We start from the raw sequence: 25,287 nt of genomic DNA on the forward strand, positions 1-25,287 counted from the left end.
CCCCGGTCAACCGGTTGTCGGCCAGCCGAAGGATTACTCCTCGCCGGCTGCCTCGGTCTTGCTGTTGTCGCCTTCTTCGCTGCGCAGGCCCGAAGGAGCAACGATGGTGGCGATGGTGAAGTCACGGTCGGTGATGCCCGAGCTGGCGCCCTTGGGCAGCTTCACGTGGCTGATGTGGATCGAATCGCCCACATCGAATCCGGTCACGTCGATTTCGATCTGGTCGGGGATCTTGTCGGCTTCGCAGACCAGGTCGAGTTCGTGGCGCACGATGTTCAGCACGCCGCCGCGCTTCAGGCCCGGGCTGGCGTCTTCATTGGCGAAGACCACCGGCACGTTGACGTGGACGGTCGCGTTCTTCGACACGCGCAGGAAGTCGACGTGCAGCGGACGGTCGCTGACCGGGTGGAAGGCCACGTCCTTGGGGAGCGTACGCAGGGTCTTGCCGTCAACTTCGACCTCGACGATCGAGTTGAAGAAGTGGCCGGTGCCGAGCTGCTTGACCAGCAGCTTTTCCTCGACGTGAACGGCGAGAGGCTCTTCATTGCCACCATAGACAACGGCGGGGACACGGCCATCGCGACGCAGGGCACGGGAGGCTCCCTTGCCTGCCCGATCGCGCGTCTCGGCCGGCAGAGTAAGCGTATCGCTCATAGGACTTGCCTTTCGAAAAACGGTTTTTGCACAATTCCGCCGCCACGCCTCCAGGGATGACCATGACGGGGAAGCGCGGGCCGTTAGCGGCAATGGCACGGAAATGCAAGGCTTGAGGCGTGCTACTGGATCCGCGTGACACGGTATCCTTGCGAGGTCAGCATGGCAGGCAGTCCGTCCGGCCCGGCGAGATGAGCCGCGCCCACCGCCACGAAGGGCCGTTGCCCCTGGGTCAGCATGGCGACCAGCCGTGCGGTCCAGGCGCGATTGCGATCCAGCAGCAGCGCTGTGCGCAATTCGCGATCGGCCATCATTCCGGTGCGGGTTTCTGCTTCGATCGCGGCAAGATCGCCGGTCATCCAGGCCTGTTCGAGCCGCCGCGTTTCGCTGCCAACCGCTGCGGGATCGGCGACAACCGCGGCGAGCAGGTCGCGCTGGTCGGCTTCGGGCAAAGCGTCGAAGGTGCGGAACTGGCCGTCGGCGCCTTCGAACTCGTCAATCGGCCGGCTGCCGGCAAGCTTGGCGACCGCGCGGTCGACGCCGTTGCCGCTGTCGCTCCCGCTCGCAGCCTGTGCGGCCTGGGCGAGGACGATGGCCGCCGCCCACGTGTCGAGCCGATCGAGTGGAGCGGCATCGACATCATAGTGATCGACATAGCGGTCGAAGGCCGCCCGCGCGCCAGGCGCGATGCGACTGCGCAGCGGCTGCGATCGAGGCGCCGCACCGAGGCGGGCGAAGATTTGCTCGAGCGCCGTCTGATCGTCGATCCGCGCAACTTCGAGCACGACGCGGTCGGACTTGTTGAGCGCCGCGTCGATGGCCGGCGAACGCCAAGCGACTGGGCGGGACAAGGCGTGGATCGTCCCGAACAGCCAAGCCCTCTGGCCCCCTGGTCCTTCGACCTGCCACAGCGCGGGTCGGGCCGGTTCGGCCTGTCGACAAGCAGCGAGCGCAAACAGCGCGAGCAGCGCTGCCAGCAGGCCGTGCTTACTGGACACGGGTGGTGGCGGTGCCAGCCTTGGTCAGTGCGTCCTGGACCGACGCCTTGCCGCCGAGGTGACCCGCGCCGACCGCGACGAAGACCGTGCCCGGACGGTCGAGCCGCGCCCTGATCCAGCGCGCCCAAGCCGCATTCCGATCGTACAGCAGCGCCTTCATCATCGCCGGATCGTTCTGGTCGTCGTTCAGCAGTTCGGCAAGGACCAGCGCATCGCCCTTGGCCCAGCTATCGACCATCTTCCCGATCTCGCTTTCGATCGTCGGCATCGACTTGATCGTGTCGAACAGATAGCGCTTCTGCACCTTGGCGCTGAACGCGCCGAACAGTCCAAGCTGCATGTCGAGCGTTTCGAGGCCGGAGCGCGGCTTGCCCGCCTCCTTGGCCAGTGCGGACAGGTGCGTCTCGACGCCATGATCCATGGCATAACCCTTGCGCTGGAGGGGCAGGGTGGCGAGCATGACCGCCGCATACCACGGACGGAAGCGGTCGAAGGCCTCCACCGGAACACCAAGGCCCTTCAGCGCCGCTTCGTAGCGGATCTTTTCCTTCTTCGACATGCCGGCGCGCAGCGACTGGCCCGGCGGCATCATGCCGTACTTCATGACCGCGGCGGCGGTTTCGGTATCGCCGTATTCCGGGATTTCCGTCACCAGTTCGCTGCTATCGCTGAAGGCCTGGGCAACCGGGCCGGTGTACCATTCGATCCCTTGGGGCAGCAGATGGATGGTGCCGAACAGGTAGATCGTCGTGTCGGCATCGGCGACCTTCCACAGCGCTGGCCGCGCGGTCTGCGCTGCAGGTGCGGCGGGAGCGGGTGCGGCGGTCTGGGCAGCGAGCTGCGCCGGAGCCAGGAAGGCAAGCATCAGGGCAAGCAGGCGGGACAGCGTCTTGATCGGGTTCATGGCGCCCGCTTCTAGCCGCGCACACCCCGCCCGTCGATGAACGAATGGGCCGCTTTCCCCTGCAAACCTTGACCGCCCGCAGCGGCCAAGGCAAAGGCGCGGGCCATGAGCGAAGCCAAGCAGCCCCTCAGTTTCCAGGACATGATCCTGCGTCTCCACAGCTTCTGGAGCGCGCAGGGCTGCCTGATCCTGCAGCCCTATGACATGCGCGTGGGTGCGGGCACGTTCCACCCGGCAACCACCCTGCGCAGCCTTGGCCCGACGCCGTGGAACGCCGCCTATGTCCAGCCGAGCCGCCGCCCGACCGACGGCCGTTATGGCGAGAACCCGAACCGGCTGCAGCACTATTACCAGTACCAGGTGATCATGAAGCCCAGCCCGGAAAACCTGCAGGAGCTCTACCTGCAGTCGCTGGGCGAAATCGGGGTCGATCCGCTCGCCCACGACATCCGCTTCGTCGAAGATGACTGGGAAAGCCCGACGCTGGGCGCCTGGGGGCTGGGCTGGGAGGTCTGGTGCGACGGAATGGAGGTCACCCAGTTCACCTATTTCCAGCAGATGGGCGGGTTCGATTGCAAGCCGGTGGCGGGCGAGCTGACCTACGGTCTCGAACGCCTCGCGATGTACATCCAGGGCGTCGACAACGTCTATGACCTTGCTTTCAACAGCGCCGGCGTCACTTATGGCGAGGTGTTCCTGAAAAACGAGCAGGAGTTCTCGAAATACAACTTCGAGGTCGCCAACACCGAGCAGCTGTTCGAAGGCTTCAGGAACGCCGAGCGCGAATGCCAGGCCTGCATCGAAGCCGACGTGCCGCTGGCCGCCTATGACCAGGCGATCGAGGCCAGCCACCTGTTCAACCTGCTTCAGGCGCGCGGCGTCATCTCGGTCCAGGAACGCGCCAGTTACATGGGCCGCGTGCGCGATCTCGCCAAGGGCAGCTGCCAGGCGTGGATCGAGAAGAACAAGGACCAGTGGGCCAAGGACTATCCGGAGTGGAGCCTGTGAGCGATTTCCTGCTTGAGCTTCGTTCCGAGGAAATCCCCGCGCGTATGCAGGCCGGCGCGCGCGCCGATCTGGAAAAGCTGTTTCGCAAGGAAATGGACGCCGCCGGCATCGCGTTGGGCGAGCTTAAGGTCTGGTCGACCCCGCGCCGCCTGGCGCTGATCGCGCGCGACCTGCCGCAGGCGACCGCCGCCGTCAGCGAAGAGATCAAGGGCCCGCGCGTTGGCGCACCGCCGCAAGCGCTCGAAGGGTTTCTGCGCAAGACCGGCCTTACCGAAGACCAGCTGATCGAACGCGATGGCGTATTGTTCGCGATCAGCGAGAAGCCGGGCCGCGCCACGAACGAGGTCCTGGCCGAGGCGATCCCCGCCATCGTCCGCGCCTTTCCCTGGCCCAAGAGCCAGCGCTGGGGCGCCGCCTCCATCGCCAGCGAGAGCCTGCGCTGGGTGCGCCCGCTGTCGGGGATCGTCGCGATCCTCGGTGAAGACCTGGTCGAATGCGAAGTCGGCACGATCCGCTCGGGCTACGTCACCCGCGGCCACCGCTTCCACTGCCCGGGTGAAATCACGATCGGCGGAGCAGGCGACTACGCGGAGAAGCTTCGCGCCTGCCATGTCATCGTCGATCACGCCGAGCGCCAGAACCTGATCCGCGCCGGTGCCGCCAGGGTCGCGGCCGAGGCCGGCCTGACCCTGGTCGAGGACGAGGGCCTCGTCATCGAAAACGCCGGGCTTACCGAATGGCCGGTGCCGCTGCTCGGCCGCTTCGATGAAGCGTTCCTCGACGTGCCGCCCGAAGTGATCCAGCTTACCGCGCGGACCAACCAGAAGTATTTCGTGTGCAACGATGCGGCAGGCAGGCTCGCCAACGCCTTCGTCTGCACTGCCAACATCGTCGCCACCGATGGCGGCGCTGAAATCGTCGCCGGCAACCGCAAGGTCCTCGCCGCGCGGCTTTCCGACGCGCGCTTCTTCTGGGAACAGGACCGCAAGGTTGCTCTGGCCGAGCAGGCCAAAAAGCTTGAGCGGATCACCTTCCACGAAAAGCTCGGCACCGTGGCCGACAAGGTCGAGCGCGTGGCGAAGCTCGCCCGCTGGCTGGTCGAAGAAGGCGTGGTCAGGGGCGCCGACGCCGATCAGGCCGAACAGGCCGCGCGCCTGTGCAAGGCCGATCTCGTCACCGAAATGGTCGGCGAGTTTCCTGAGCTGCAAGGCCTGATGGGCGGCTACTACGCCCGCGCAGAAGGCCTGCCCGATGCTGTGGCCGACGCAATCCGCGATCACTACAAGCCGGTCGGGCAGGGCGATGACGTGCCGACCGCGCCGGTGACGGTGGCTGTGGCATTGGCCGACAAGCTTGACACTCTGGCTGGTTTCTATTTTGAACAAATGCCCCCTACTGGTTCCAAGGATCCGTTTGCACTGCGGCGCGCTGCATTAAGCGTCATTTCCTTGGTCCAAGAAAACAAACTTCGTTTGCCGCTGGCCGATGTCCTCACGGTATCTCTTTGGATATTGGCGTTTGAGGATCAGATTGATGTGACCTCAATCAACTCTCGCATTGGTAAGATTAATGCGTCTGATCTCGAGCAAGAAACACCGTGGGGTATCAAGGGATTGCGAGCTGAAGTGGCTGATCTGCAAACCGTAACTCAAATCAATGCAGATAAAGCCCAGCGTTTTGTACCGACGCGCGAAGAATTGCTGAGCTTTTTCGCCGACCGCCTCAAAGTCCAGCAGCGCGAAGCCGGTGTCCGTCACGACCTGATCGACGCGGTGTTCGCGCTCGGCGGGGAGGACGATCTCGTCCGCCTGCTCGCCCGCGTCCACGCGCTCCAGGCCTTCGTCGGCACCGCGGACGGAACCAATCTCCTCGCCGGATACAAGCGCGCCGCCAACATCCTCAAAAAGGAAGGCGTCGATACCGCGGAGGGCACGATCCCGCGCGACGGGGAGGAAGATCCCTTCGCGCTCGTCGACGATCCCGACGTCGCCTTTGCCGCGCGCGAACGCGCCAAGCTTGGCCCGGCGCTTTCTTACACGCCCGAAAAGGCGGAGAAGGCGCTGATCGATGCGCTCGATGCGGCGGGACCGAAGGCGTCGGCGGCAGTGACTGCGGAGGACTTTACCGGGGCCATGGCCGCTCTTGCCATGCTGCGCTCGGCCGTGGATGCCTTTTTCGACGAGGTGACGGTGAACGATGCCGATCCGGTCAAGCGGCAGTACCGCCTGTGGCTTCTGGCGCGGTTCCGCGACGCGGTGCACCAGGTCGCGGATTTCTCGCGCATCGAGGGGTGACGCAACGTTACCAAAGGTGACCGGGGGCGCGGCGACATATTTTTCCGCCTGCAACCCTGTCAGGATTGTGAACTTCCGCAGTGTCATCTTGCTGCAATGCACAACCATGGCTAGGGGCCGAGGGGCACCGGCCATCGATTCGCCGGTTCATGGAACTGGCGGAAAACCATGACTTCATACGTATTCACATTCGGTGGCGGGGCAAGCAGCGCTGACCCGCGCAGTCGCGACAAGACGGTGGTCGGGGGCAAGGGCGCCAATCTGGCGGAAATGGCCGGGATCGGCCTGCCGGTGCCTCCCGGCTTCACCATCACCACCGAGGAATGCGTACGCTATCTGGCCGATGGCGGCGAGTTTGCCGACGACCTCAAGGCCGATGTCGCCGCCGCGCTCGGCCATATCGAACGTGCTGTCGGCAAGAAGTTCGGCGATGCGACCGATCCGCTGCTGGTGTCGGTCCGTTCGGGCGCGCGCGTCTCGATGCCCGGTATGATGGACACGGTCCTCAACCTAGGCCTCAACGATGCCACGGTTCAGGGCCTTGCCACCAGTTCGGGCGATGCCCGCTTCGCCTGGGACAGCTACCGCCGCTTCATCCAGATGTATTCCGACGTGGTGCTGGGGATCGACCACCACCTGTTCGAGGATGCACTGGAAATCGCCAAGGAAGACAACGGTTTCTACGCCGATGTCGAGATGCAGGCTGAACACTGGCAAGTGCTGGTCACCGAATACATGCAGATCGTGAAGGGCGAGCTCGGCCGCGAGTTTCCGCAGGACCCGACCGAGCAGCTGTGGGGCGCGATCCGCGCGGTGTTCGATTCGTGGGATTCCGACCGCGCCAAGGTGTACCGCCGCCTGAACGACATTCCGGGCGACTGGGGCACGGCGGTCAACGTCCAGGCCATGGTCTTCGGCAACATGGGCGATACCAGTGCCACCGGCGTCGCCTTCACCCGCGATCCCGCGACCGGCGAAAAGGCCTATTACGGCGAATGGCTGGTCAACGCGCAGGGCGAGGACGTGGTCGCCGGCATCCGCACGCCGCAGTACCTGACCAAGGCCAGCCGCGAGCGCGCCGGGGCCAAGCCCTTGAGCATGGAAGAAGCGATGCCCGAGGCCTTCGGCGAACTGGCCGCGGTGTTCGAGCTGCTCGAAAAGCATTACCGCGACATGCAGGACATCGAGTTCACCGTTGAACGCGGGCACTTGTGGATGCTGCAGACCCGCAGCGGCAAGCGCACCGCCAAGGCCGCGCTGAAAATGGCGGTCGAGATGGTCGAGGAAGGCCTGATCGACGAACCGACCGCGATCCGCCGGGTCGATCCCATGGCGCTCGACCAGTTGCTGCACCCCACGCTTGACCCCAATGCGACACGCGACGTTCTGACCAAGGGCTTGCCCGCCAGCCCTGGCGCGGCCTCGGGCGCGATCGTCCTCGATGCCGATACCGCGCAGACCCTGGCCGAGCGCGGCGAGGCGGTGATCCTTGTCCGCGTGGAAACCAGTCCCGAGGATATCCACGGCATGCACGCCGCCAGGGGTATCCTGACGGCGCGCGGCGGCATGACCTCGCACGCCGCCGTGGTGGCGCGCGGCATGGGTCGGCCCTGCGTTTCGGGGGCCAGCGCGCTGTCGATCGACATGGCCAGCCGCACCCTGCGCATCGGCAACCGCGAACTGAAGGAAGGCGACGTTCTCACCCTCGACGGGGCGACCGGGGAAGTCATGGCAGGGCACGTCAAGACGATCGAGCCCGAGCTGGTCGGCGATTTCGGCATCCTGATGGACTGGGCCGACCGGCACCGCCGCATGAAGGTGCGCACCAATGCCGAGACCCCGGCCGACTGCCGCACCGCGCGCCTGTTCGGCGCCGAGGGCATCGGCCTGTGCCGCACCGAACACATGTTCTTCGATGACAAGCGCATTGCCGCCGTGCGCCAGATGATCCTGGCCGAGGACGAGGGTGGCCGCCGCGCCGCGCTGGCCAAGCTGCTGCCCGAGCAGCGCGCCGATTTTCGCGCGATCTTCGAGGTCATGGCCGGCCTGCCGGTGACGATCCGCCTGCTCGATCCGCCGCTGCACGAGTTCCTGCCGCACGGGGACGAGGAGTTTGCCGAGCTGTCCGACGTGATCGGCATCGGCGTCGACACGTTGAAGCGCCGTGCCGCCGAACTGCACGAATTCAATCCGATGCTCGGCCACCGCGGCTGCCGCCTCGGGATCACCTTCCCCGAGATCTACGCGATGCAGGTTCGTGCCATCTTCGAAGCGGCCTGCGATGTTGCGGCGCAAGACGGTCTGGCACCGCTGCCCGAGGTGATGATTCCCCTCGTCGCCACGCGCAAGGAGCTGTCGATCTTGAAGGCCCTGGTCGACAAGGAGGCCGAGGCTGTATTTGCCGAGAAAGGCCGCCGGGTCGATTATATGGTCGGCACCATGATCGAACTGCCACGCGCTGCACTGATGGCTGGCGAAATCGCCGAGGTCGGTGAGTTCTTCTCGTTCGGAACCAATGACTTGACGCAAACGACTCTCGGCGTTTCGAGAGACGACGCGGCACGCTTCCTGCAACCCTACGTGGAACAGGGAATCTTCCCGCGCGATCCTTTCGTCAGTCTGGACATTGAGGGAGTCGGCCAGTTGGTCGAACTGGCAGCCGAGCGCGGGCGGGCGACGCGGCCTGCGATCAAGCTTGGCATCTGCGGCGAACATGGCGGCGATCCGGCAAGCATCGCCTTCTGCGAGAAGGTGGGGCTCGACTACGTAAGCGCCAGCCCGTTCCGCGTGCCGATCGCGCGGCTTGCCGCGGCCCAGGCCGCGCTGGGCTAAAGCCGCCAGCCAGTCAGGGTCAGGATTTCGAAAGTCTCGATCGTGCCCTGACCGAAGGAATCGGCCGCCAGCGCGGCCTGGGATCGCGTAAGCGGCGGGCCGGGGCGGGCAAGGCAGTTGCCGAGCGCCTGGGCGCGTAGGTCCGCGACCAGGCTCGAGAGGCTGGAATAGCGCACCGAGAGCGCGCGGGTGTCCACCACCGGGTTGCCCCAGCCGGCCCGCTGGAGAAGCTGCGCGCCGGCGCGCACGTCGATCATCGGGTGCAGGCGCGGAGCCGGGCGATCGCCGTCTGCAACCAGCATGGCACTGCGCAGCGCGTCGAGGCTGCCGGCACCGACCAGGCAGGCCAGCGCCAGTCCGCCGGGTGCGAGGGCCCGGCGCAAATGGATCAGCGCTCCGACCGGGTCGTTTAGCGTGTCGAGGCTCGACAGGCTGGCGACCAGATCGAACCCCTGGACCGGGAGAGGCTGCTCTTCGTCCAGGCCCTGGGCGGCATCGGCTTGGGTTACGGCGCAGCCCAGCGCCCGGAGTTCAGCGGCGAGCGCGCCGAAGCGGTCGCCGATGAGGAACGCCGTGCCTGGCTCATGACGCAGAAAGGCGAGCCGCTCGACCACGTCCTCGACCATGTCGTCGAGCACGTAGCGCGCGGCATCGGATTGAACCGCACGGCGATCCGCGCGACGGCGAGCGGCACGGCGCCGGGCGGGGGCAAAGATCTGGGGCGGGGCCTGTCCTTCCATCGCCGGGCCGATGCCTTGCGCGGGCGGCCCATGCAAGCGATACGAGCAGGCGATGCAGGTCCACCCGCTACTTGCCCCGGTCGTCGACCTCGTCTTTCCGCCACGCTGCCCCTTGTGCGGCGAGGGCTTGGCGGCACAATCGGGCCTGTGCGGCTCCTGCTGGGGCGAGCTTGCCATCCCCGGCGCCCCCTGCTGCACAGCCTGCCAGCGCCCCTTCGGCGAGGGCGTTCCCGATGGCGCCTTATGCGCGGTATGTCTGGCCGACCCGCCCCGGCACGACGGCATAGCCGCCGGAACGCTCTACAATGAGGCTTCGCGCCGTCTGGTGCTGGCCTTCAAGCACGGGCACCGGATTGCACTGGCCCCGATGCTGGCCCGTCTTGTGGCGGCGCGCCTGCCCGAACAGGTTGGCAAAGGATGGCTGGCCGTTCCCGTGCCGCTGCACCGTTGGCGCCTGTGGAGTCGCGGTTTCAACCAGTCAGCCTTGCTGGCGCGCGAACTCGCGCGGTTGCGCGACCTCGGTATGGTCGTTGACGGACTGGTGCGCACCAAGCGTACGCCGCCGCTGGGTGGACTCGGCCGGAAGGCGCGGTCGCGCATGCTGTCCGGGGCGATCGCGGTCGACGCCCGCCGCGCCGGACTTTTGAAAGGCGCGCGGATCGTGCTGGTCGACGATGTGCTGACGAGCGGAGCGACGAGCGACGCATGCGTTCGGGCCTTGAAGCGGGCCGGGGCGGAAACGGTCGTTATCGCGTGTTTCGCACGGGTCCTCGACGAGGCGCTGGACGTGACCTGACGCGCAAACGAAAACGCCCGGGTACAAGCCCCGGGCGTTCTCGTGACGAAACTCGTGAGCGCCTTGCGGTTCAGCGGCGCCCCCTTGCACCGCTTCGCTCAATCCCTCATGCGGTGGCCCTTTTCGGACCTTTCCCTGAACCTGGGCCGCTGCGCTTCAGGAACGCTGCCGCTTTGGCGGGCGGATCATCACCGCAGAGCCTCAATCCCCGAAACAGGGCTCGATTGGAAGTACCATGTGGCGCGCCTGCAATTTTTGATCGACAGATGTGGCTCCTATGCAACAAAGGAGCGCGATGGCCGATATCTCCACCGATCGCGAGCAGGGCAGCGTGTTCCTGCCCAAATTCGACGCTCAAGGGCTGCTTACCGCCGTTGCCGTCGATCATGAGAGCCGTGCCGTCCTGATGGTCGCCTTCATGGACGTCGAGGCGCTCGAGGCCACGCGCCGGACTGGCTTTGCCCATTTTCATTCCCGGTCACGAAACCGCTTGTGGATGAAGGGGGAAACGTCGGGTCATGTGTTGGCAGTTCGCGAGATCCTGGTGGACTGCGACCAGGACGCCCTTGTGCTGGTTTGCGATCCTGCCGGACCCGCCTGCCACACCGGGGCGCCAAGCTGCTTTTACCGGCGACTCGTCGGCGAGGATCTCGTCGCACGGAGTTGACGCTTACGTAAAGGTAAGCTAATGGCGCGGGCATGGATAGCCTAGGCAAACCGTCGAACCAGTACGAAGGGGCACACCTCGATCGCCCCGACGCTCTCCAGCGCGAGCAGTTCTCGATCTCGGACCTCACGGCCGAATTCGACGTTACGGCCCGCGCGTTGCGCTTCTACGAGGACGAGGGTCTGATCTCGCCCGCGCGGGTCGGCCTGACGCGGGTATATTCGAAGCGCGACCGCGCCCGCCTCGCCTGGATCATGCGCGCCAAGAACGTCGGCTTCAGCCTGACCGAGATCAAGGAGATGATCGATCTCTACGATCTGGGTGACGGCCGGGTCGAGCAGCGCCGCGTAACCATCACCCGCTGCCGCGAACGGATCGCCCGGATGCGCCAGCAGCGCGACGATATCGATGCGGCGATCGCCGAACTGACCGACTTCATTGCCGTGATCGAGAATCTCGACCTGTCCGGCAAATCCTGACCTCGACATCGCTTTTACAGGACCGAACCCCATGCCCGTCTACAAGGCTCCGACCCGCGACGCCCGCTTCGTCATCAACGAAGTGCTCAAGCTCGAAAGCTACTCGAATCTGCCCGGCTTCGAACAGGCTACCGCCGACATGATCGATGCGGTCATCGAAGAGGGCGGCCGCTTCACCGCCGAGGTTCTGGCGCCGCTCAACCTGTCGGGCGATCAGCAGGGTTGCACCCGCAATGCCGACGGCAGCGTCACCACGCCGAGCGGCTTCAAGGAAGCCCACGCGCAGTTCCGCGAAGCGGGATGGGGCACGCTGTCCGCTCCCGAACAGTTCGGCGGGCAGGGGCTGCCCCATGTGCTCGGTTTCGCCATGGAAGAGTTCGTCTCGAGCGCCAATCAGGCCTGGGGCATGTATCCCGGCCTGACAAACGGGGCGGTGTCCGCCATCCTCGCCAAGGGATCGGCCGAACAGCAGGCCAAATATCTGCCGAAGATGATCTCCAACGAATGGCTTGGCACGATGAACCTGACCGAACCGCATTGCGGGACGGACCTCGGCCTTATCCGCACCCGGGCCGTTCCCAACGCCGACGGGTCCTATGCCATCACCGGCACCAAGATCTTCATTTCGGCCGGCGAGAACGACTTTACCGCCAATATCATCCACCTGGTCCTGGCCAAGACGCCCGACGCGCCGGACAGCACGAAAGGCATCTCGCTCTTCATCGTGCCAAAGGTCCTCGTCAACGACGACGGCTCGCTCGGTGCGCGCAACGCGGTGTCGTGCGGCAGCCTGGAACACAAGATGGGCATCCACGGTAACGCGACCTGCGTCATGAACTATGACGGCGCAACCGGCTGGATGGTCGGCGAGGAGAACAAGGGCCTCGCCGCCATGTTCATCATGATGAACGCTGCGCGCCTCGGCGTGGGCGTGCAGGGCCTGTCGCAGGCCGAAGCCGCCTACCAGAACGCGGTGCAGTATGCGCAAGACCGCCGCCAGGGTCGCGCCCTGACCGGCCCAGCCGAACCCGACCAGAAAGCCGATACGCTGTTCGTCCACCCTGACGTGCGCCGCATGCTGATGGACGCCAAGGCCTTTACCGAAGGGATGCGCGCGCTGTGCCTGTGGGGCGCCCTGCAGGTTGACCTGACGCACAAGGCGGCCACCGAGGAGGAGCGCCAGATGGCTGACGACCTCATCAGCCTGCTGACACCGGTCATCAAGGGCTATGGCACCGACAAGGGCTTCGATACCGCCGTCAACATGCAGCAGGTGTTCGGCGGCCACGGCTACATCGAGGAATGGGGCATGAGCCAGTTCGTCCGCGATGCCCGCATCACCCAGATCTACGAAGGCGCCAACGGCGTGCAGGCAATGGACCTCGTCGGCCGCAAGCTCGCTCAGAACGGCGGCCGTGCGGTGCAGGCGTTCTTCGCGCTGGTCGATGCCGAAGCTGCTGCTGCCAAGGCCAAGCCCGAGCTGGCCGGTCTCGCCGAAAGGGTCGAGAAAGCGAACGGCGAACTGAAGGCCGCGACGATGTGGTTCATGCAGAACGGCATGACCAATCCCAACAACGTCGGCGCAGGCGCCCACCACTACATGCACATGATGGGCATCGTCGCGCTGGGGCTGATGTGGCTGCGGATGGGTGAGGTTGCGGCCGAGGCGCTGGCTGCGGGCACCGGGGATGCGGCCTTCTACAAGGCGAAGCTGGTGACGGCGCGCTATTTCGGTGAACGCTTCACCCCCGACGCCGGGGCGCTGCGCCGCAAGATCGAGGGCGGAGCCGAAGCTATCATGGAACTGCCGGTGGAAGCCTTCGCCCGCGCCTAGAAGGTCTCAGGCGCCGCTCAGCACCTCGTCGAACAGGCTGTGCATGGCCGCCCAGCTCTGCCGGTCGGCGCTGGCGTCGTAGGCGGGGTTGGGCGAACCATCGAGCATTCGCTGGTTGGTGAAGCCGTGGTCGACCCCGGCGTAGCTGTGGAAATGCCAGTCGGCTTTCACCGCGTCCATCTCTTCCCAGAACCGGGTTACGTCGATGCGCGGCACCAGCGCGTCGGCGTCGCCGTGGCAGACGAGAATGCGCGGTTTAATCGGTTCCTTCGCGGGCAGCGCCGTGGCCAGCAAGCCATGGAAGCTGGCGACCGCGAGAAGATCGGCGCCGTCGCGGGCTAGTTCGAGAACGGCGTGACCACCGAGGCAGAAGCCGATCGCCAGATGCGGCAACCCGGGATCGAGCGCGGCGTGCTGAGCAATCGCAGCCTGCAGTCTTAGCCGCATCACACGCGGATCGGAGCGCAGCTTGTCCATGGCGGCTCGCGCTTCGTCGAAGTTCGACGGATCATCCGGCCCGTAGAAATCGGCGATGAACGCCGCATAGCCCGCTTCGGCCAGAGCACGAGCCTTCGCTTCGACCCCCGGCGTGGTGTTCATGAAGGTCGGGAAAACCGTGACGGCAGCCCGCGCGTTGCCGACCGGGCGCAAGTGCAGCCCGGCCAGCGCGGTGTCGCCATCGTCATAGGCGACCTGAGCGAAGCCGCTCATTCGGGCAGGAAGTCCGGCACCGAGAGATAGCGTTCGCCGGTATCGTAGTTGAAGCCCAGAACGCGGCTGCCAGCGGGCAGATCGGGCAGTTTCTGGGCGATGGCTGCCAGCGTCGCGCCCGAGCTGATGCCGACCAGCATGCCTTCCTCGCGGGCGCAGCGGCGGGCCATCTCCTTGGCATCGCCGGCATCGACCTGGATAGCGCCGTCGATCGCCTGGGTGTGCAGGTTGCCGGGAATGAACCCTGCGCCGATCCCCTGGATCGGGTGCGGGGCTGGCTGACCTCCCGAGATTACCGGCGACAGCGCCGGTTCCACTGCAAAGGCCTTCATCGATGGCCAGTGGCGTTTCAACTCTTCGGCACAGCCGGTCAGGTGGCCACCGGTGCCGACTCCGGTGATCAGCACATCGATCGGGCTGTCGGCGAAATCGGTTAGGATTTCCTGCGCCGTGGTGCGGACATGGACCGCCACGTTGGCGGCGTTTTCGAACTGCTGCGGCATCCAGGCCCCCTGGGTCGTCTGGACCAACTCGTGCGCGCGTTCCAGCGCTCCCTTCATGCCCTTTTCGCGCGGGGTCAGGTCGAAGGTCGCGCCGTAAGCGAGCATCAGGCGGCGGCGCTCGATCGACATCGATTCGGGCATGACGAGAACCAGCTTGTAGCCCTTGACCGCAGCCGCCATCGCCAGGCCGATGCCGGTGTTGCCGCTGGTCGGTTCGATGATCGTGCCGCCAGGCTTGAGGCTGCCGTCAGCCTCGGCCGCCTCGATCATGGCGAGACCGATCCGGTCCTTGATCGATCCGCCGGGATTCGCCCGCTCGGACTTCACCCAGACCTCGTGGTCGGGGAACATCCGAGCCAAGCGGACGTGGGGGGTGTTGCCGATGGTGGCAAGGATGCTGTCAGCCTTCATGATACAGGCTCCTTCAATGATTGACGGTATTGCGGCGCAAAGGTTCTGGCACGGCGCAATTCGGGGAAGATGACGGTCCAGATCGCTGTCACGACGATAGCTCCGGCACCGCCAAGAGCAACAGCCCCGACAGGCCCCAGCAACGCAGCGGCGAGGCCCGACTGCATTTCGCCGAGTTCGTTCGATGCCGAAATCGCGAGACCCGAGATCGAGGATACCCGCCCGCGCTTGTCGTCTGGCGTGTTGAGCTGGATAAGCGTGTTGCGGATGAACACCGATATGCCATCGGCGGCGCCAAGCAGGGCCAGCATGCCAAGCGACAGCGGGAAATTCTTCGACAGGCCGAACACCAGCGTGGCAAGGCCATAGAGCGCGACCGACCACAGCATCTTCGATCCGACTTGGCGCTTGATCGGGGCGATCGACAGCCACAACGCGACGAGACTGGCGCCGAGCGCGGGGGCTGCGCGCAACAGCCCCAGGCCTTCGTCGCCGACGTGGAGGACGTCATAGGCGAAGGCGGGCAGCATGGCAGTCGCCCCGCCAAGGAGGACGGCAAACAGATCGAGTGAGACGCAGCCGAGCAGGAACCGCTCGTGCCAGACATAACGTGCGCCTTCGGCAATGAGCGTCAGCGGCGGGTCCTTGGCGACGACCGGACGCGGGATGGGCCGGATCAACAGGATACAGCCGATGCTGAGCACAAGAAAGACCGTTCCGTACCAGTACGGCAGCGAGGGATCGCGGGCGAGCAGCAGACCGCCCAGCGCCGGACCGATGATCGAGGCGCTCTGCCAGGCGATCGAGCTGAAGGCGATTGCCCGCGGCAATTGTTCAGCCGATACCACGTTGGGGACGATCGCGCTGAGCGATGGACCGATGAACACACGCGCCGCCCCGTGCGCCGCCGCCAGGATGAACAACAGGGGAAGGGTAACCGCGCCAACCGAATTGGCCCAGCCGAGGATGATCGCGATGCATAGGTCGATCGATGTCGCCGCGGCAACCACGTAGCGGCGGTCAAGCTTGTCGGCCAGCAGACCCGCAACCGGGGTCAGCAGGGCGAAGGGCACGAACTGGACGAGGCCGAGGATCCCCAGGAGGAAGGCCGCCTCACTAGGCGCCATGCCTTCGGCGGTCCTGGCGACGCGATAGACCTGTGCGCCAAGCACCACGACCAGGGCGCTTGTCGCGCTGACGGACAGGAACCGCGCCAGCCAGACCAGGCGGTAATCGCGCAAAAGAAGGGGGTGGGTCGGTTCGCTCACCTCTGCCGCATGGCAGGGCGCGAATGCCTTGCCAAGCGGTCAGAAAATTGAAGGTCTGAAATCGCGGCTTTACCGTCCGGCGATGTGCTCAGCGCGAGCGACGCAGGCGCGGATTAGGCTGCAGCGTGTCGATCATCTTCATGAAGTCGTCGAGACGGATGATCCGTTCGAACTGGAAACCGGCGCGGTTTTCGGTCGCCCAGATCAGATGGGCCTCGATCCGGCCGATCTCGGGAAGGCGGATGCTAACGCGTTCGCCGCGTTCGACACCGGTTAGGCCGTCGGCCATGAAGCCGTGCGCGGAAATGTTGATGACGTGCAGGTGCACATCGCCCAGGCGGCGATGCTCGGCTATCACCCTGTGATCGACAGGGTGGCGCGCGGCGCGGCGCATATCCGTGACGGTCAGTTGAGCTCCGACGCCCATGTTCCCGGTCCTTCCTTCGAATTCAAACCTGCGTTCGAAGGGCGTAACCCGCGATTGGCTTATATTCGGTTAAGCCGGGTTAGGAATCTGTCTCAGGCCGGTCGCAGAACGCCGTGCTTCTTCTTTCCCGAGGAGATCCTTACATCGGCCGCCGACGCCGCGATCATGTGCGCTTCGTCGGTGATTGCTTCGCCGTCGACTCGCGCGCCGCCACCGGCGATCAGCCGCTTGGCCTCGCCCCGGCTTGCGGCAAAGCCGATTCCGACCAGGGCGTCGATCAAAGTGATCCCGTCAGGAGGCAGGACGATGACCGGCAGATCCGCACCGAGGCCGCCGCCGGCAAAGGTTTGCGCGGCAGTTGCTTCGGCTGTGCGGGCAGCCTCCTCGCCGCGGCACAGACGCGTGACTTCGTTGGCGAGCGTAACCTTTGCGGCGTTGATCTCGCTGCCCTCGAGCGATTCGAGGCGGGCGATCTCTTCGAGCGGCAGGTCGGTGAAAAGGCGCAGGAACTTGCCCACGTCGCGGTCGTCGGCGTTGCGCCAGTATTGCCAGAAATCGTAGGCGGGCAGGGCATCCTCATTGAGCCAGACGGCGCCGGCCGCGGTCTTGCCCATCTTGCCGCCATCGGCAGTGGTCAGCAGCGGCGTCGTTACACCGAACACCTCGATCCCGTCCTTGCGGCGTGAAAGCTCGATCCCGTTGACGATGTTGCCCCACTGGTCCGATCCGCCCATTTGCAGGCGCACCCCGCCGGTCTTGGCCAGGTGCCAGAAATCGTAGCCCTGGAGGATCATGTAGTTGAACTCGAGGAAGGTCATCGGCTGCTCGCGCTCAAGCCGCAGCTTGACCGAATCGAAAGTCAGCATGCGGTTGACCGTGAAATTGGTGCCGACTTCCTGGAGCAGTTCGATGTAGCCGAGCTTGCCCAGCCAGTCGTGGTTGTTGACCATCACCGCGTCGGTTGGCCCATCGCCAAAGGTCAGGAACCGTTCGAAGACCGTGCGGATCGAGGCGATGTTGGCGTCGATCGTTTCGGCCGTCAGCATCTTGCGGCTTTCGTCGCGCCCCGTCGGGTCGCCGATCCGCGTCGTACCGCCGCCCATCAGGACCACCGGCTTGTGCCCGGCTTGCTGCAGGCGGCGCAGCAGCATTATCTGGACCAGCGAACCGACATGAAGCGATGGCGCGGTTGCGTCGAACCCGATGTAGCCCGGGACGACCTGCGTCGCTGCCAGCTTGTCGAGCCCTTCGGCATCGGTCATCTGGTGGATGTAACCACGCTCGTCGAGCAGGCGGAGCAGGGCAGAGGTATAGGTCATCGCGTCTTTTCCGAATTTCGGGCGCGCGCCTAGCACGGAGAAGCGCGCATGGAAACGTTCGGTCTTGTCTGTCATCCCGATCATCCGCCCGTCGCGGTGCGCAGCGTCGACGCGCGGATCTCGGCAATCGACAACGATTGGGTGCGACTGCGCTGGCGGATCGACGGATCGGATCGTCTCGTCGTGCCGCGCTTTGCTGGCAAGGGGCGGGCCGACGGGCTGTGGCAGACGACCTGCTTCGAACTGTTACTGCGCCCTGCCGCGACCGACCATTACGTGGAGTTGAACCTGTCACCGTCAGAGCGCTGGGCAGCCTATGACTTCACCGGCTATCGTGCCGGAATGAGCCAGCGATCCGTCCCGCGCGAGCCCGATTGCACTATGCGTGCAGGCCGGACGAGCGCGATCTTCGACAGCGCCGTTCCCCGCCCAGCCCTGCCACAATTGCCCTGGACCTACGGACTGTGCGCCGTGATCGAGGAGGAGGGCGGCGTCAAAAGCTATTGGGCGATCGAACATCCGCCCGGAAAGCCCGATTTCCACGACCCGGCTTGCTTTGCCGCCACGCTTGCGGCACCCGCCGATCAATGACTGTCCAATTCGGTATCGACCGGCTGCTTGCCGATCCCGCCCTAAGCGCGCCCTTGCAGGGCAAACGCGTTGCCCTGGTCGCCCATCCTGCCAGCGTGACTGCGGATCTGACCCATTCGCTCGACGCGCTGGTCGCAAGCGGGCTCAACGTCACCTCGGCCTTCGGTCCGCAACATGGTCTCAAGGGCGACAAGCAGGACAACATGGTCGAGACCGAGGACGAACTCGATCCGACCTACAACATTCCGGTGTTCAGCCTTTACGGCCAGGTGCGCCGGCCCGGCGGCCAGATGATGAGCACGGCGGACGTGTTCCTGTTCGACCTGCAGGACCTGGGCTGCCGGATCTACACTTTCGTCACCACGCTGCTCTACCTGCTCGAGGCAGCACACGGCACTGGCAAGGCGGTCTGGGTGCTCGACCGGCCTAACCCGGCAGGCCGGCCAATCGAGGGGACGACCCTGATTGCCGGACAAGAGAGCTTCGTCGGGGCAGGGCCCATGCCGATGCGCCACGGTCTGACGCTCGGCGAAATGGGGCGCTGGTTCGTCGATCATTTCAAGCTCGACGTCGACTACCGCGTGATCGCGATGGATGGTTGGCAGCCCGAAGGCGACGGCTTCGGCTGGCCGGGCTCGCGCCTGTGGATCAATCCGAGCCCCAACGCGGCCAGCCTCAACATGGCACGCGCCTATGCCGGGACCGTCATGCTTGAGGGCGCGACGCTGTCCGAGGGACGCGGGACGACCCGGCCGCTCGAGGTGCTGTTCGGCGCGCCGGATGTCGATGCCAAGGCCGTGCTTGCCGAAATGCGCCGTGTCGCTCCCGGCTGGCTGGCAGGCTGTGCGCTGCGCGAATGCTGGTTCACGCCGACGTTCCACAAGCATGCTGGAACGCTCTGCAACGGCCTGATGATCCACGCCGAAGGCGCGTTCTACGATCACCATGCCTTCCGCCCCTGGCGGCTTCAGGCGCTGGCGTTCAAGGCGATCCGGGCGCTCTATCCCGGCTATCCGATCTGGCGTGACTTCGCATACGAATACGAGTTCGAGCGGCTGGCAATAGACGTGATCAACGGCGGCCCGTCGCTCCGCGAATGGGTTGATGATGCGAGCGCTCAACCGGGCGATCTCGACGGCCTTGCGCGCGCTGACGAACTCGCCTGGGCCGAGACGATCCGGCCATACCTCATCTACTAAATCGACCGACCGACCGCGCAGGGCGCTTGACGCGTCTGGCACCTGGCGGAATGATGGCGCTCAACGATAAAGCGGCGACTTCCGCTGTCAGGAGAGTGCATGGCTACCGGCGTCCAAACGGCGCATGACCCCCGCGGCGTGCGGATCATGCTGGTCACCTTGCTGGTGGTCTACGTGTTCAATTTTCTCGACCGGCAGATCGTCAACATCCTGGCCGAACCGATCCGCAAGGACCTGGGGCTGAGCGACACCCAGATCGGTTTGATGACCGGTCTAGCCTTCGCCCTGTTCTATACGATCCTCGGGCTGCCGATCGCGCGCTATGCCGACCGGCCCAGCACCGACCGCGGCCGCCTGATCGCCGTGGCGCTGGTCATTTGGTCGGGCATGACCGTGCTGTGCGGCATGGCACAGAACTTCGTGCAGCTGCTTCTGGCCCGCATCGGCGTCGGCGTGGGCGAGGCCGGCTGCACGCCTGCCGCCCACTCTCTGATCGCCGATCGCGTTCCGGCAGAACGCCGATCCAGTGCCATGGCGTTCTATGCGCTTGGGATTCCGATCGGATCGCTGCTCGGCATGGTCATCGGTGGTTACCTCTCCGACGTGCTCGGTTGGCGGCACGCTTTCATGTTCGTCGGTGCGCCGGGCGTTGTGATGGCTCTGTTCGTCGTCTTCCTGGTCAAGGACAAGAATCGCGCGGTGCGTCCGTTGCCCGAAGGCATCACGGCCGAAGGCATGCTCGCAACGGTCCGAGCGCTCATGTCCAGGCCGACCTTCGTCCTCTTGCTCGCAGCGGCGTCGGCGTGTTCCTTCCTGTCCTATGGCAAGACCACGTGGACCACGATCTTCTTCCAGCGCACCCACGGGCTGACCCCCGGCGAAGTCGGCTTCTGGTTCGGCCTGGGTGGCGGCGTGGCCGGCATATTCGGCACCTGGCTGGGCGGCTGGCTGGCCGATCGCTTCGCGCGGACCGATCGCCGCAATCTGGTGCTCGCGCCAGCGATCGGCATGGCCTTGGCCGTGCCGATGGCGATCTTCGGCTACCTGTCAGCGGACTGGCGCACGTCGCTGCTGCTGCTGCTGGTACCGACCGTGCTGAACTCGCTCTACTACGGGCCGGTCTTTTCCTCGACCCAGGGTCTGGTCGCGCCGCGCCATCGCGCCATGGCCAGCGCCTTGCTGTTGCTGTGCCAGAACCTCATCGGCCTAGGCCTCGGTCCGCTATTCTTCGGCATGCTGTCGGACTGGATCAAGCCCAGCTTCGGCGAGGAATCGGTCCGCTACGTGCTGTACGGCGCGGCGCTGCTCGGCCTGGTGCCGGCGCTCCTGTTCTGGTTGCTGCGACCGGGCCTTCCGGCCGAACTCGACCGCAACGCCTAGACAGCGGACTCAAGCAGGGCCGTGTCGCCGATCAGAAAGCTGGTCATCGACAACGCGCCATCGATCGTATCGTTGAACACGCCCACCTTATCGCCTTCAAGCCGCGCGCCGACGATCGGGAGGAGCGGGAGATAATGTTCCGCGCTGTTGATTGCCGCCGACGCAGCCTGGTCTTCGCGCGCGAAACGGGTCAGCGCGCCGACGTCGCCAGCCTCGACCGCGGCATTGATCCGTGCCTGGAAGTCGACCGCCCAGTCCGGGCGAGTGCCGGCAAACTGGCGCCAGAGCCGCAGATTGTGCACGATATTACCGCTCCCGACGAGCAGAACGCCTTCGTCACGCAAGGGAGCCAGATCGCGCCCGAGCTCAAGCAGTTGCTCGGGCGACAGGGCGCGGTCGAGGCTCATTTCGACCATGGGAATGGCGGCGTCCGGAAACATCGGCAGGACCACGCCCCAGGCACCATGATCGAAACCCCAGCTCTCGTCAGGGACGACGCGGCCATCGCCCAGCAGGGCAGTTACGCGGTCGATCAGCCACGTCGATCCGGGAGCGGGATACTGCACGGCATAGAGTTCATCCGGAAATCCGCTGAAATCGTGGATCGTGCGCGGTGCATCGCCGGCGGTCACGTGAACCTTGCCACTCGTTTCCCAATGGGCGCTGATCACCAGGATGGCCTTGGGGCGTGGCAGCGCCTCGCCCAGCGCAATCCAGTTGCGGCGTTCGGGGCCGTCGGTGATCGTGGTCATCGGCGAACCGTGGCCGAGGAACAGGGCAGGAAGGCGTGTAGTCATATCCGCGATGTGGCACGACACGTCATCCATTCAAGCCTAGAAAAGGTTGAACGGCGCATAGGTTCGATGCGGTAACCCTCGGGTCACCGAGAGCCTTAGTGCTTCTTGCGGGTCAGCTCGCGCATCGCATCGTCAAGGCCTGCCAGTGTCAACGGATACATAGAACCACCGACCAGTTCCTTGATGATCTTCGTCGACTGTGAATAGCCCCACTGCTTCTCTGGCACCGGATTGATCCACACCGTCGCCGGATAGACATGAGCAACGCGCTTGAGCCATTCAGCGCCCGATTCCTCGTTGAAATGCTCGACCGAGCCGCCCGGATGGGTGATCTCGTAGGGGCTCATCGCCGCGTCGCCGACAAAGACGACCTTGTAGTCATGACCGTACTTGTGGAGGATGTCCCAGGTGTTGGTCCGTTCCGAAAAGCGGCGGCGATTATCCTTCCACACGCCTTCGTAGATGCAGTTGTGGAAGTAGAAGAACTCGAGGTTCTTGAACTCTGTCGTCGCCGCGCTGAACAATTCCTCGACCAGCTTGATGAACGGATCCATCGACCCGCCGACGTCGAGAAACAGCAACAGCTTGACCGCATTGTGCCGTTCCGGCCGCATCCTGATGTCAAGCCAGCCCTGACGCGCGGTGCCCTCGATCGTGCCTTCGAGGTCGAGTTCGTCCGGTGAACCCTCACGCGCGAAACGACGCAGGCGCCTGAGCGCGATCTTGATGTTGCGCGTACCCAGTTCGCGCGTATTGTCGAGGTTCTGGAACTCGCGCTTTTCCCAAACCTTAAGCGCGCGCTTGTGCTTGCTTTCTCCGCCGATGCGCACACCTTCGGGGTTGTAGCCGTTGTTGCCGAACGGACTGGTTCCGCCCGTGCCGATCCACTTGCTGCCGCCTTCATGGCGCTTCTGCTGTTCCTCAAGCCGCTTCTTGAGGGTGTCCATGATCTCGTCCCACGAACCGAGCTTCTCGATCGCGGCCATCTCCTCCGGCGTGAGGAACTTCTCCGCGACGGCCTTCAGCCACTCCTCGGGAATGTCGACCGGGTTCTGGCCGTAGTCGGTCAGCAGGCCCTTGAAGACCTTGTTGAAGACCTGGTCGAAGCGATCGAGCAGCCCTTCGTCCTTCACGAAGACCGCGCGCGACAGGTAGTAGAACTGTTCGGGCGTCTGCTCGATCACGTCCTTGTCGAGCGCCTCGAGCAGCATAAGGTGCTCCTTGAAGCTGGCCTTGATGCCGGCGCTGCGCAGTTCGTCGACGAAATTGAAGAACATCGGATCAGACCTTTTTGCGCGGACGATGGACCGCCGCGACGAGGATGAAGGAGATATACATCAGAAGATACCAGGCGCCCAGCTTGGCAGGGCTGACCATGGCCCAGCCGTCCCTTTGGCTCGGGTAGAGCCAGGCGCGGCTGAAGGTACCGATGTTTTCGGCAAACCAGATAAACAGCGCGACCAGAAGCCAGCCCAGCAGCAAGGGCATCCAGCGGTCCTTGCGCCACACCCTGAACCATACCCGCGTCCGCCAGAACAGCACACCAAGCGTCGCGAACAATGCAATCCGAATGTCGGGCAGCCAGTGATGCGCGAAGAAGTTGACGTAGATCGCGACGGCCACGAGCCCGGCCAGGACCTCGCTGGGATAGTGCGAAAAGCGGAAGTCGAAGATCCGGCTGACCCGCGCCAGATAGCTGCCGACGGCGGCGTACATGAAGCCCGAGAACAGCGGCACGCCGCCGATCCGCAACACGCTGGGTTCGGGGTAGAGCCATGAACCGAAATAGGTCTTGAACAGTTCCATCACCGTGCCGACGACGTGGAAGGCAAGGATGACCTTGGCTTCGTCCAGCGTCTCAAGCCGCAAGGCCAGCATCCCGGCCTGGATCGCGACGGCTCCCAAGGTGAGGAAATCGTAGCGGGCGAGAGGGGCGCCTGCCGGGTAGAACAGGTGCGTCCCCAAGAGCAGCGCCAGCATCAGGCCCCCGAACAGGCAAGCCCAGCCCTGCTTGAAGCCGAACAGGAGAAACTCGTAAATCCATGCCTGCCAGCCCGGACGCGGCTCGTAGGCTTCGAGGCGCGCGCGAACCACGGCAAAACGCGTGTGCGATATGGACTTGGGAATATTCACCGGGCCGGAGGCGGTGGGGGCTGTCGCTCGAATCGCTCGAGCGCTGGATCGAATACCGCCCAGTCTGGTGCGTCGTCGGTCCAGATGATCGTCAGGGGCCGAAGGCCATGCGGCGCGTCGATCACGCCGAGCCGCACAGTCTTCAAGGTCGGGCGCGCCGAAGACTGCGCATAGATCTGCGTTCCGCAAGCCGGGCAAAAGGAATGGGTCAGCGTGTTCCCGCTGGCGGCGGTCCACGACGAGCTGGCGCGATTACCCGCAATTTCTACCGCTTCGGCCGGGAATATCGCATTGTTGGTTGGGCCGCCCGCCGCGATGGCCTGACATTGCCGGCACCAGCACTGGCGGGAGGCCAGCGGCTCGGCATCGATCCGCAGCGTGACCGCCCCGCAACCGCAGCGCCCGGAATAAGGCGCGGCCATGGCTCAGTTCTGCCGGCGCGCCATGAAGGCGAGCCGTTCGAACAGCATGACGTCCTGCTCGTTCTTGAGCAGCGCACCGTGCAGCGGCGGGATCGCCTTGGTCGGGTCGCGGTTCTGCAGCACGTCGAGCGGCATGTCCTCGTTGAGCAGCAGCTTGAGCCAATCGAGCAGTTCGCTCGTGCTCGGCTTCTTCTTGAGGCCCGGCACTTCGCGCACTTCGTAGAAGACGTCCATCGCCTTGGTGACCAGCGCCTTCTGGATGCCGGGGAAGTGGACGTCGATGATCGCCTGCATCGTGTCTCGATCGGGGAACTTGATGTAGTGGAAGAAGCAGCGGCGCAGGAAGGCGTCGGGCAGTTCCTTCTCATTGTTCGAGGTGATCACCACAATCGGGCGTTCCTTGGCCGCGATGCGCTCCTTCGTTTCGTAAACGTCGAAGCTCATGCGATCTAGTTCCTGGAGAAGGTCGTTGGGGAACTCGATGTCCGCCTTGTCGATCTCGTCGATCAGCAGGACGGGCAGCTGGGGCGAAGTGAAAGCGTCCCACAGCTTGCCCCGCTTGATGTAGTTGGCGATGTCGTGAACCCGCTCGTCGCCAAGCTGGCCGTCGCGCAGGCGGGCGACCGCATCGTACTCGTAGAGGCCCTGTTGCGCCTTTGTGGTCGACTTGACGTTCCACTCGATCAGCGGAGCGCCGGTCGCCTTGGCGATTTCGTGCGCCAGCACGGTCTTGCCCGTGCCTGGCTCCCCCTTGACCAGCAGCGGGCGGCGCAGCAGCACCGCGGCGTTGACGGCCACCTTCAGATCATCGGTGGCAACGTAGTTGCTGGTCCCTTCGAAACGCTGCATGCGCTAATTCCTGTCCCGGTTTAATCGTTCGATTAGTTGGCATAGGTGGCACTTTGCAACGAGGCAAGAGC

General features: G+C 64.9%; 24 protein-coding genes. 10 read left to right on the plus strand and 14 right to left on the minus strand.

Features of this window, described 5'->3' with window-relative positions:
• Positions 1 to 33: 33 nt before the first annotated feature.
• The 3 genes from B0I00_RS03065 to B0I00_RS03075 all read right to left on the minus strand — a co-directional run bounded on the left by B0I00_RS03065 (position 34) and on the right by B0I00_RS03075 (position 2,556).
• Positions 34 to 654 (minus strand): 50S ribosomal protein L25/general stress protein Ctc, encoded by a 621-nt coding sequence (locus B0I00_RS03065; RefSeq protein WP_100865858.1) that lies wholly within the window; start codon positions 652 to 654, stop codon positions 34 to 36.
• 122 nt (positions 655 to 776) lie between these two features.
• Positions 777 to 1,652, minus strand: a complete 876-nt coding sequence (locus B0I00_RS03070; RefSeq protein WP_232730092.1) for a TraB/GumN family protein — start codon at positions 1,650 to 1,652, stop codon at positions 777 to 779.
• Positions 1,642 to 2,556 (minus strand): TraB/GumN family protein, encoded by a 915-nt coding sequence (locus B0I00_RS03075; protein ID WP_100865859.1) that lies wholly within the window; start codon positions 2,554 to 2,556, stop codon positions 1,642 to 1,644. The genes B0I00_RS03070 and B0I00_RS03075 overlap by 11 nt, the downstream gene beginning before the upstream one ends.
• 105 nt (positions 2,557 to 2,661) lie before the next feature.
• On the opposite strand from B0I00_RS03075, the gene B0I00_RS03080 reads away from it, so the two are divergent.
• The 3 genes from B0I00_RS03080 (at position 2,662) to ppdK (ending at position 8,690) form a co-directional block, all read left to right on the plus strand.
• Complete coding sequence (locus B0I00_RS03080) at positions 2,662 to 3,564, plus strand: glycine--tRNA ligase subunit alpha (protein ID WP_100865860.1); 903 nt, start codon at positions 2,662 to 2,664, stop codon at positions 3,562 to 3,564.
• On the plus strand, positions 3,561 to 5,858 hold the full coding sequence (glyS, locus tag B0I00_RS03085; protein ID WP_100865861.1) for a glycine--tRNA ligase subunit beta: 2,298 nt from the start codon (positions 3,561 to 3,563) through the stop codon (positions 5,856 to 5,858). Before B0I00_RS03080 ends, glyS begins: the two co-directional genes overlap by 4 nt.
• Positions 5,859 to 6,026: 168 nt before the next feature.
• Positions 6,027 to 8,690: a pyruvate, phosphate dikinase gene (gene ppdK / locus B0I00_RS03090; protein ID WP_100865862.1), complete on the plus strand. Its 2,664-nt coding sequence runs from the start codon at positions 6,027 to 6,029 to the stop codon at positions 8,688 to 8,690.
• Here the strand turns inward: ppdK and B0I00_RS03095 are convergent.
• Positions 8,687 to 9,430, minus strand: coding sequence for a methyltransferase domain-containing protein (locus B0I00_RS03095; protein ID WP_100865863.1), 744 nt, complete (start codon positions 9,428 to 9,430; stop codon positions 8,687 to 8,689). The two genes, ppdK and B0I00_RS03095, sit on opposite strands and share 4 nt — an antisense overlap.
• Before the next feature lie 52 nt (positions 9,431 to 9,482).
• Here B0I00_RS03095 and B0I00_RS03100 point away from each other — a divergent pair, with 52 nt between their 5' ends.
• From B0I00_RS03100 to B0I00_RS03115, 4 genes are all read left to right on the plus strand, one after another.
• Positions 9,483 to 10,226: a ComF family protein gene (locus tag B0I00_RS03100; protein ID WP_100865864.1), complete on the plus strand. Its 744-nt coding sequence runs from the start codon at positions 9,483 to 9,485 to the stop codon at positions 10,224 to 10,226.
• Positions 10,227 to 10,521: 295 nt separating this feature from the next.
• Complete coding sequence (hisI, locus tag B0I00_RS03105; RefSeq protein ID WP_100866467.1) at positions 10,522 to 10,893, plus strand: phosphoribosyl-AMP cyclohydrolase; 372 nt, start codon at positions 10,522 to 10,524, stop codon at positions 10,891 to 10,893.
• A gap of 32 nt (positions 10,894 to 10,925) precedes the next feature.
• Complete coding sequence (locus B0I00_RS03110) at positions 10,926 to 11,372, plus strand: MerR family transcriptional regulator (RefSeq protein ID WP_100865865.1); 447 nt, start codon at positions 10,926 to 10,928, stop codon at positions 11,370 to 11,372.
• Between the two features lie 31 nt (positions 11,373 to 11,403).
• The gene (locus B0I00_RS03115; RefSeq protein ID WP_100865866.1) at positions 11,404 to 13,206 is read left to right on the plus strand and encodes an acyl-CoA dehydrogenase C-terminal domain-containing protein; all 1,803 of its coding nucleotides are present in this window, start codon (positions 11,404 to 11,406) and stop codon (positions 13,204 to 13,206) included.
• Between the two features lie 6 nt (positions 13,207 to 13,212).
• On the opposite strand, the gene B0I00_RS03120 is transcribed toward B0I00_RS03115, so the two are convergent.
• The 5 genes from B0I00_RS03120 to tyrS form a co-directional block, all read right to left on the minus strand.
• Positions 13,213 to 13,917 (minus strand): dienelactone hydrolase family protein, encoded by a 705-nt coding sequence (locus tag B0I00_RS03120; protein ID WP_100865867.1) that lies wholly within the window; start codon positions 13,915 to 13,917, stop codon positions 13,213 to 13,215.
• Positions 13,914 to 14,831, minus strand: coding sequence for a cysteine synthase A (gene cysK / locus B0I00_RS03125; protein WP_100865868.1), 918 nt, complete (start codon positions 14,829 to 14,831; stop codon positions 13,914 to 13,916). The genes B0I00_RS03120 and cysK overlap by 4 nt, the downstream gene beginning before the upstream one ends.
• The gene (locus B0I00_RS03130; protein ID WP_100865869.1) at positions 14,828 to 16,099 is read right to left on the minus strand and encodes an MFS transporter; all 1,272 of its coding nucleotides are present in this window, start codon (positions 16,097 to 16,099) and stop codon (positions 14,828 to 14,830) included. Before B0I00_RS03130 ends, cysK begins: the two co-directional genes overlap by 4 nt.
• A gap of 88 nt (positions 16,100 to 16,187) precedes the next feature.
• Positions 16,188 to 16,526 (minus strand): PilZ domain-containing protein, encoded by a 339-nt coding sequence (locus tag B0I00_RS03135; protein WP_100865870.1) that lies wholly within the window; start codon positions 16,524 to 16,526, stop codon positions 16,188 to 16,190.
• Between the two features lie 92 nt (positions 16,527 to 16,618).
• Entirely contained in the window at positions 16,619 to 17,845 is a 1,227-nt protein-coding gene (gene tyrS / locus B0I00_RS03140; protein WP_100865871.1) for a tyrosine--tRNA ligase, read from the minus strand.
• A gap of 48 nt (positions 17,846 to 17,893) precedes the next feature.
• On the opposite strand from tyrS, the gene B0I00_RS03145 reads away from it, so the two are divergent.
• From B0I00_RS03145 to B0I00_RS03155, 3 genes are all read left to right on the plus strand, one after another.
• On the plus strand, positions 17,894 to 18,436 hold the full coding sequence (locus tag B0I00_RS03145; RefSeq protein ID WP_100865872.1) for a DOMON-like domain-containing protein: 543 nt from the start codon (positions 17,894 to 17,896) through the stop codon (positions 18,434 to 18,436).
• Positions 18,433 to 19,635 carry an exo-beta-N-acetylmuramidase NamZ family protein gene (locus tag B0I00_RS03150; RefSeq protein WP_100865873.1) on the plus strand — a complete coding sequence of 401 codons (1,203 nt, stop codon included), beginning with the start codon at positions 18,433 to 18,435 and terminating at the stop codon, positions 19,633 to 19,635. The genes B0I00_RS03145 and B0I00_RS03150 overlap by 4 nt, the downstream gene beginning before the upstream one ends.
• A 99-nt stretch (positions 19,636 to 19,734) precedes the next feature.
• Positions 19,735 to 21,015 (plus strand): spinster family MFS transporter, encoded by a 1,281-nt coding sequence (locus B0I00_RS03155; protein ID WP_232730093.1) that lies wholly within the window; start codon positions 19,735 to 19,737, stop codon positions 21,013 to 21,015.
• Here B0I00_RS03155 and ygiD read toward each other — a convergent pair.
• The 5 genes from ygiD to B0I00_RS03180 all read right to left on the minus strand — a co-directional run bounded on the left by ygiD (position 21,012) and on the right by B0I00_RS03180 (position 25,216).
• Positions 21,012 to 21,812: a 4,5-DOPA-extradiol-dioxygenase gene (ygiD, locus tag B0I00_RS03160; protein ID WP_100866469.1), complete on the minus strand. Its 801-nt coding sequence runs from the start codon at positions 21,810 to 21,812 to the stop codon at positions 21,012 to 21,014. The genes B0I00_RS03155 and ygiD overlap by 4 nt on opposite strands.
• Before the next feature lie 95 nt (positions 21,813 to 21,907).
• A complete protein-coding gene (locus B0I00_RS03165; protein ID WP_100865874.1) occupies positions 21,908 to 23,089 on the minus strand; it encodes a vWA domain-containing protein in 1,182 nt (393 codons plus the stop codon).
• 4 nt (positions 23,090 to 23,093) lie between these two features.
• Positions 23,094 to 23,927: a DUF817 domain-containing protein gene (locus B0I00_RS03170; protein ID WP_100866470.1), complete on the minus strand. Its 834-nt coding sequence runs from the start codon at positions 23,925 to 23,927 to the stop codon at positions 23,094 to 23,096.
• Positions 23,928 to 23,941: 14 nt separating this feature from the next.
• Complete coding sequence (locus B0I00_RS03175) at positions 23,942 to 24,367, minus strand: GFA family protein (protein WP_100865875.1); 426 nt, start codon at positions 24,365 to 24,367, stop codon at positions 23,942 to 23,944.
• 3 nt (positions 24,368 to 24,370) lie between these two features.
• Complete coding sequence (locus tag B0I00_RS03180) at positions 24,371 to 25,216, minus strand: AAA family ATPase (protein WP_100865876.1); 846 nt, start codon at positions 25,214 to 25,216, stop codon at positions 24,371 to 24,373.
• Positions 25,217 to 25,287: the final 71 nt, after the last annotated feature.

The organism is Novosphingobium kunmingense, assembly GCF_002813245.1.
Taxonomy (GTDB): Bacteria; Pseudomonadota; Alphaproteobacteria; order Sphingomonadales; family Sphingomonadaceae; genus Novosphingobium; species Novosphingobium kunmingense.

Coding starts and splice junctions, on each gene's coding strand:
- B0I00_RS03065 (WP_100865858.1), bottom strand. CDS start 654: ATGAGCGATACGCTTACTCTGCCGGCCGAGACGCGCGATCGGGCAGGC.
- B0I00_RS03075 (WP_100865859.1), bottom strand. CDS start 2,556: ATGAACCCGATCAAGACGCTGTCCCGCCTGCTTGCCCTGATGCTTGCC.
- B0I00_RS03080 (WP_100865860.1), top strand. CDS start 2,662: ATGAGCGAAGCCAAGCAGCCCCTCAGTTTCCAGGACATGATCCTGCGT.
- ppdK (WP_100865862.1), top strand. CDS start 6,027: ATGACTTCATACGTATTCACATTCGGTGGCGGGGCAAGCAGCGCTGAC.
- B0I00_RS03095 (WP_100865863.1), bottom strand. CDS start 9,430: ATGGAAGGACAGGCCCCGCCCCAGATCTTTGCCCCCGCCCGGCGCCGT.
- B0I00_RS03100 (WP_100865864.1), top strand. CDS start 9,483: ATGCAGGTCCACCCGCTACTTGCCCCGGTCGTCGACCTCGTCTTTCCG.
- hisI (WP_100866467.1), top strand. CDS start 10,522: ATGGCCGATATCTCCACCGATCGCGAGCAGGGCAGCGTGTTCCTGCCC.
- B0I00_RS03110 (WP_100865865.1), top strand. CDS start 10,926: ATGGATAGCCTAGGCAAACCGTCGAACCAGTACGAAGGGGCACACCTC.
- B0I00_RS03115 (WP_100865866.1), top strand. CDS start 11,404: ATGCCCGTCTACAAGGCTCCGACCCGCGACGCCCGCTTCGTCATCAAC.
- B0I00_RS03120 (WP_100865867.1), bottom strand. CDS start 13,917: ATGAGCGGCTTCGCTCAGGTCGCCTATGACGATGGCGACACCGCGCTG.
- cysK (WP_100865868.1), bottom strand. CDS start 14,831: ATGAAGGCTGACAGCATCCTTGCCACCATCGGCAACACCCCCCACGTC.
- B0I00_RS03135 (WP_100865870.1), bottom strand. CDS start 16,526: ATGGGCGTCGGAGCTCAACTGACCGTCACGGATATGCGCCGCGCCGCG.
- tyrS (WP_100865871.1), bottom strand. CDS start 17,845: ATGACCTATACCTCTGCCCTGCTCCGCCTGCTCGACGAGCGTGGTTAC.
- B0I00_RS03145 (WP_100865872.1), top strand. CDS start 17,894: ATGGAAACGTTCGGTCTTGTCTGTCATCCCGATCATCCGCCCGTCGCG.
- B0I00_RS03150 (WP_100865873.1), top strand. CDS start 18,433: ATGACTGTCCAATTCGGTATCGACCGGCTGCTTGCCGATCCCGCCCTA.
- B0I00_RS03155 (WP_232730093.1), top strand. CDS start 19,735: ATGGCTACCGGCGTCCAAACGGCGCATGACCCCCGCGGCGTGCGGATC.
- ygiD (WP_100866469.1), bottom strand. CDS start 21,812: ATGACTACACGCCTTCCTGCCCTGTTCCTCGGCCACGGTTCGCCGATG.
- B0I00_RS03165 (WP_100865874.1), bottom strand. CDS start 23,089: ATGTTCTTCAATTTCGTCGACGAACTGCGCAGCGCCGGCATCAAGGCC.
- B0I00_RS03175 (WP_100865875.1), bottom strand. CDS start 24,367: ATGGCCGCGCCTTATTCCGGGCGCTGCGGTTGCGGGGCGGTCACGCTG.
- B0I00_RS03180 (WP_100865876.1), bottom strand. CDS start 25,216: ATGCAGCGTTTCGAAGGGACCAGCAACTACGTTGCCACCGATGATCTG.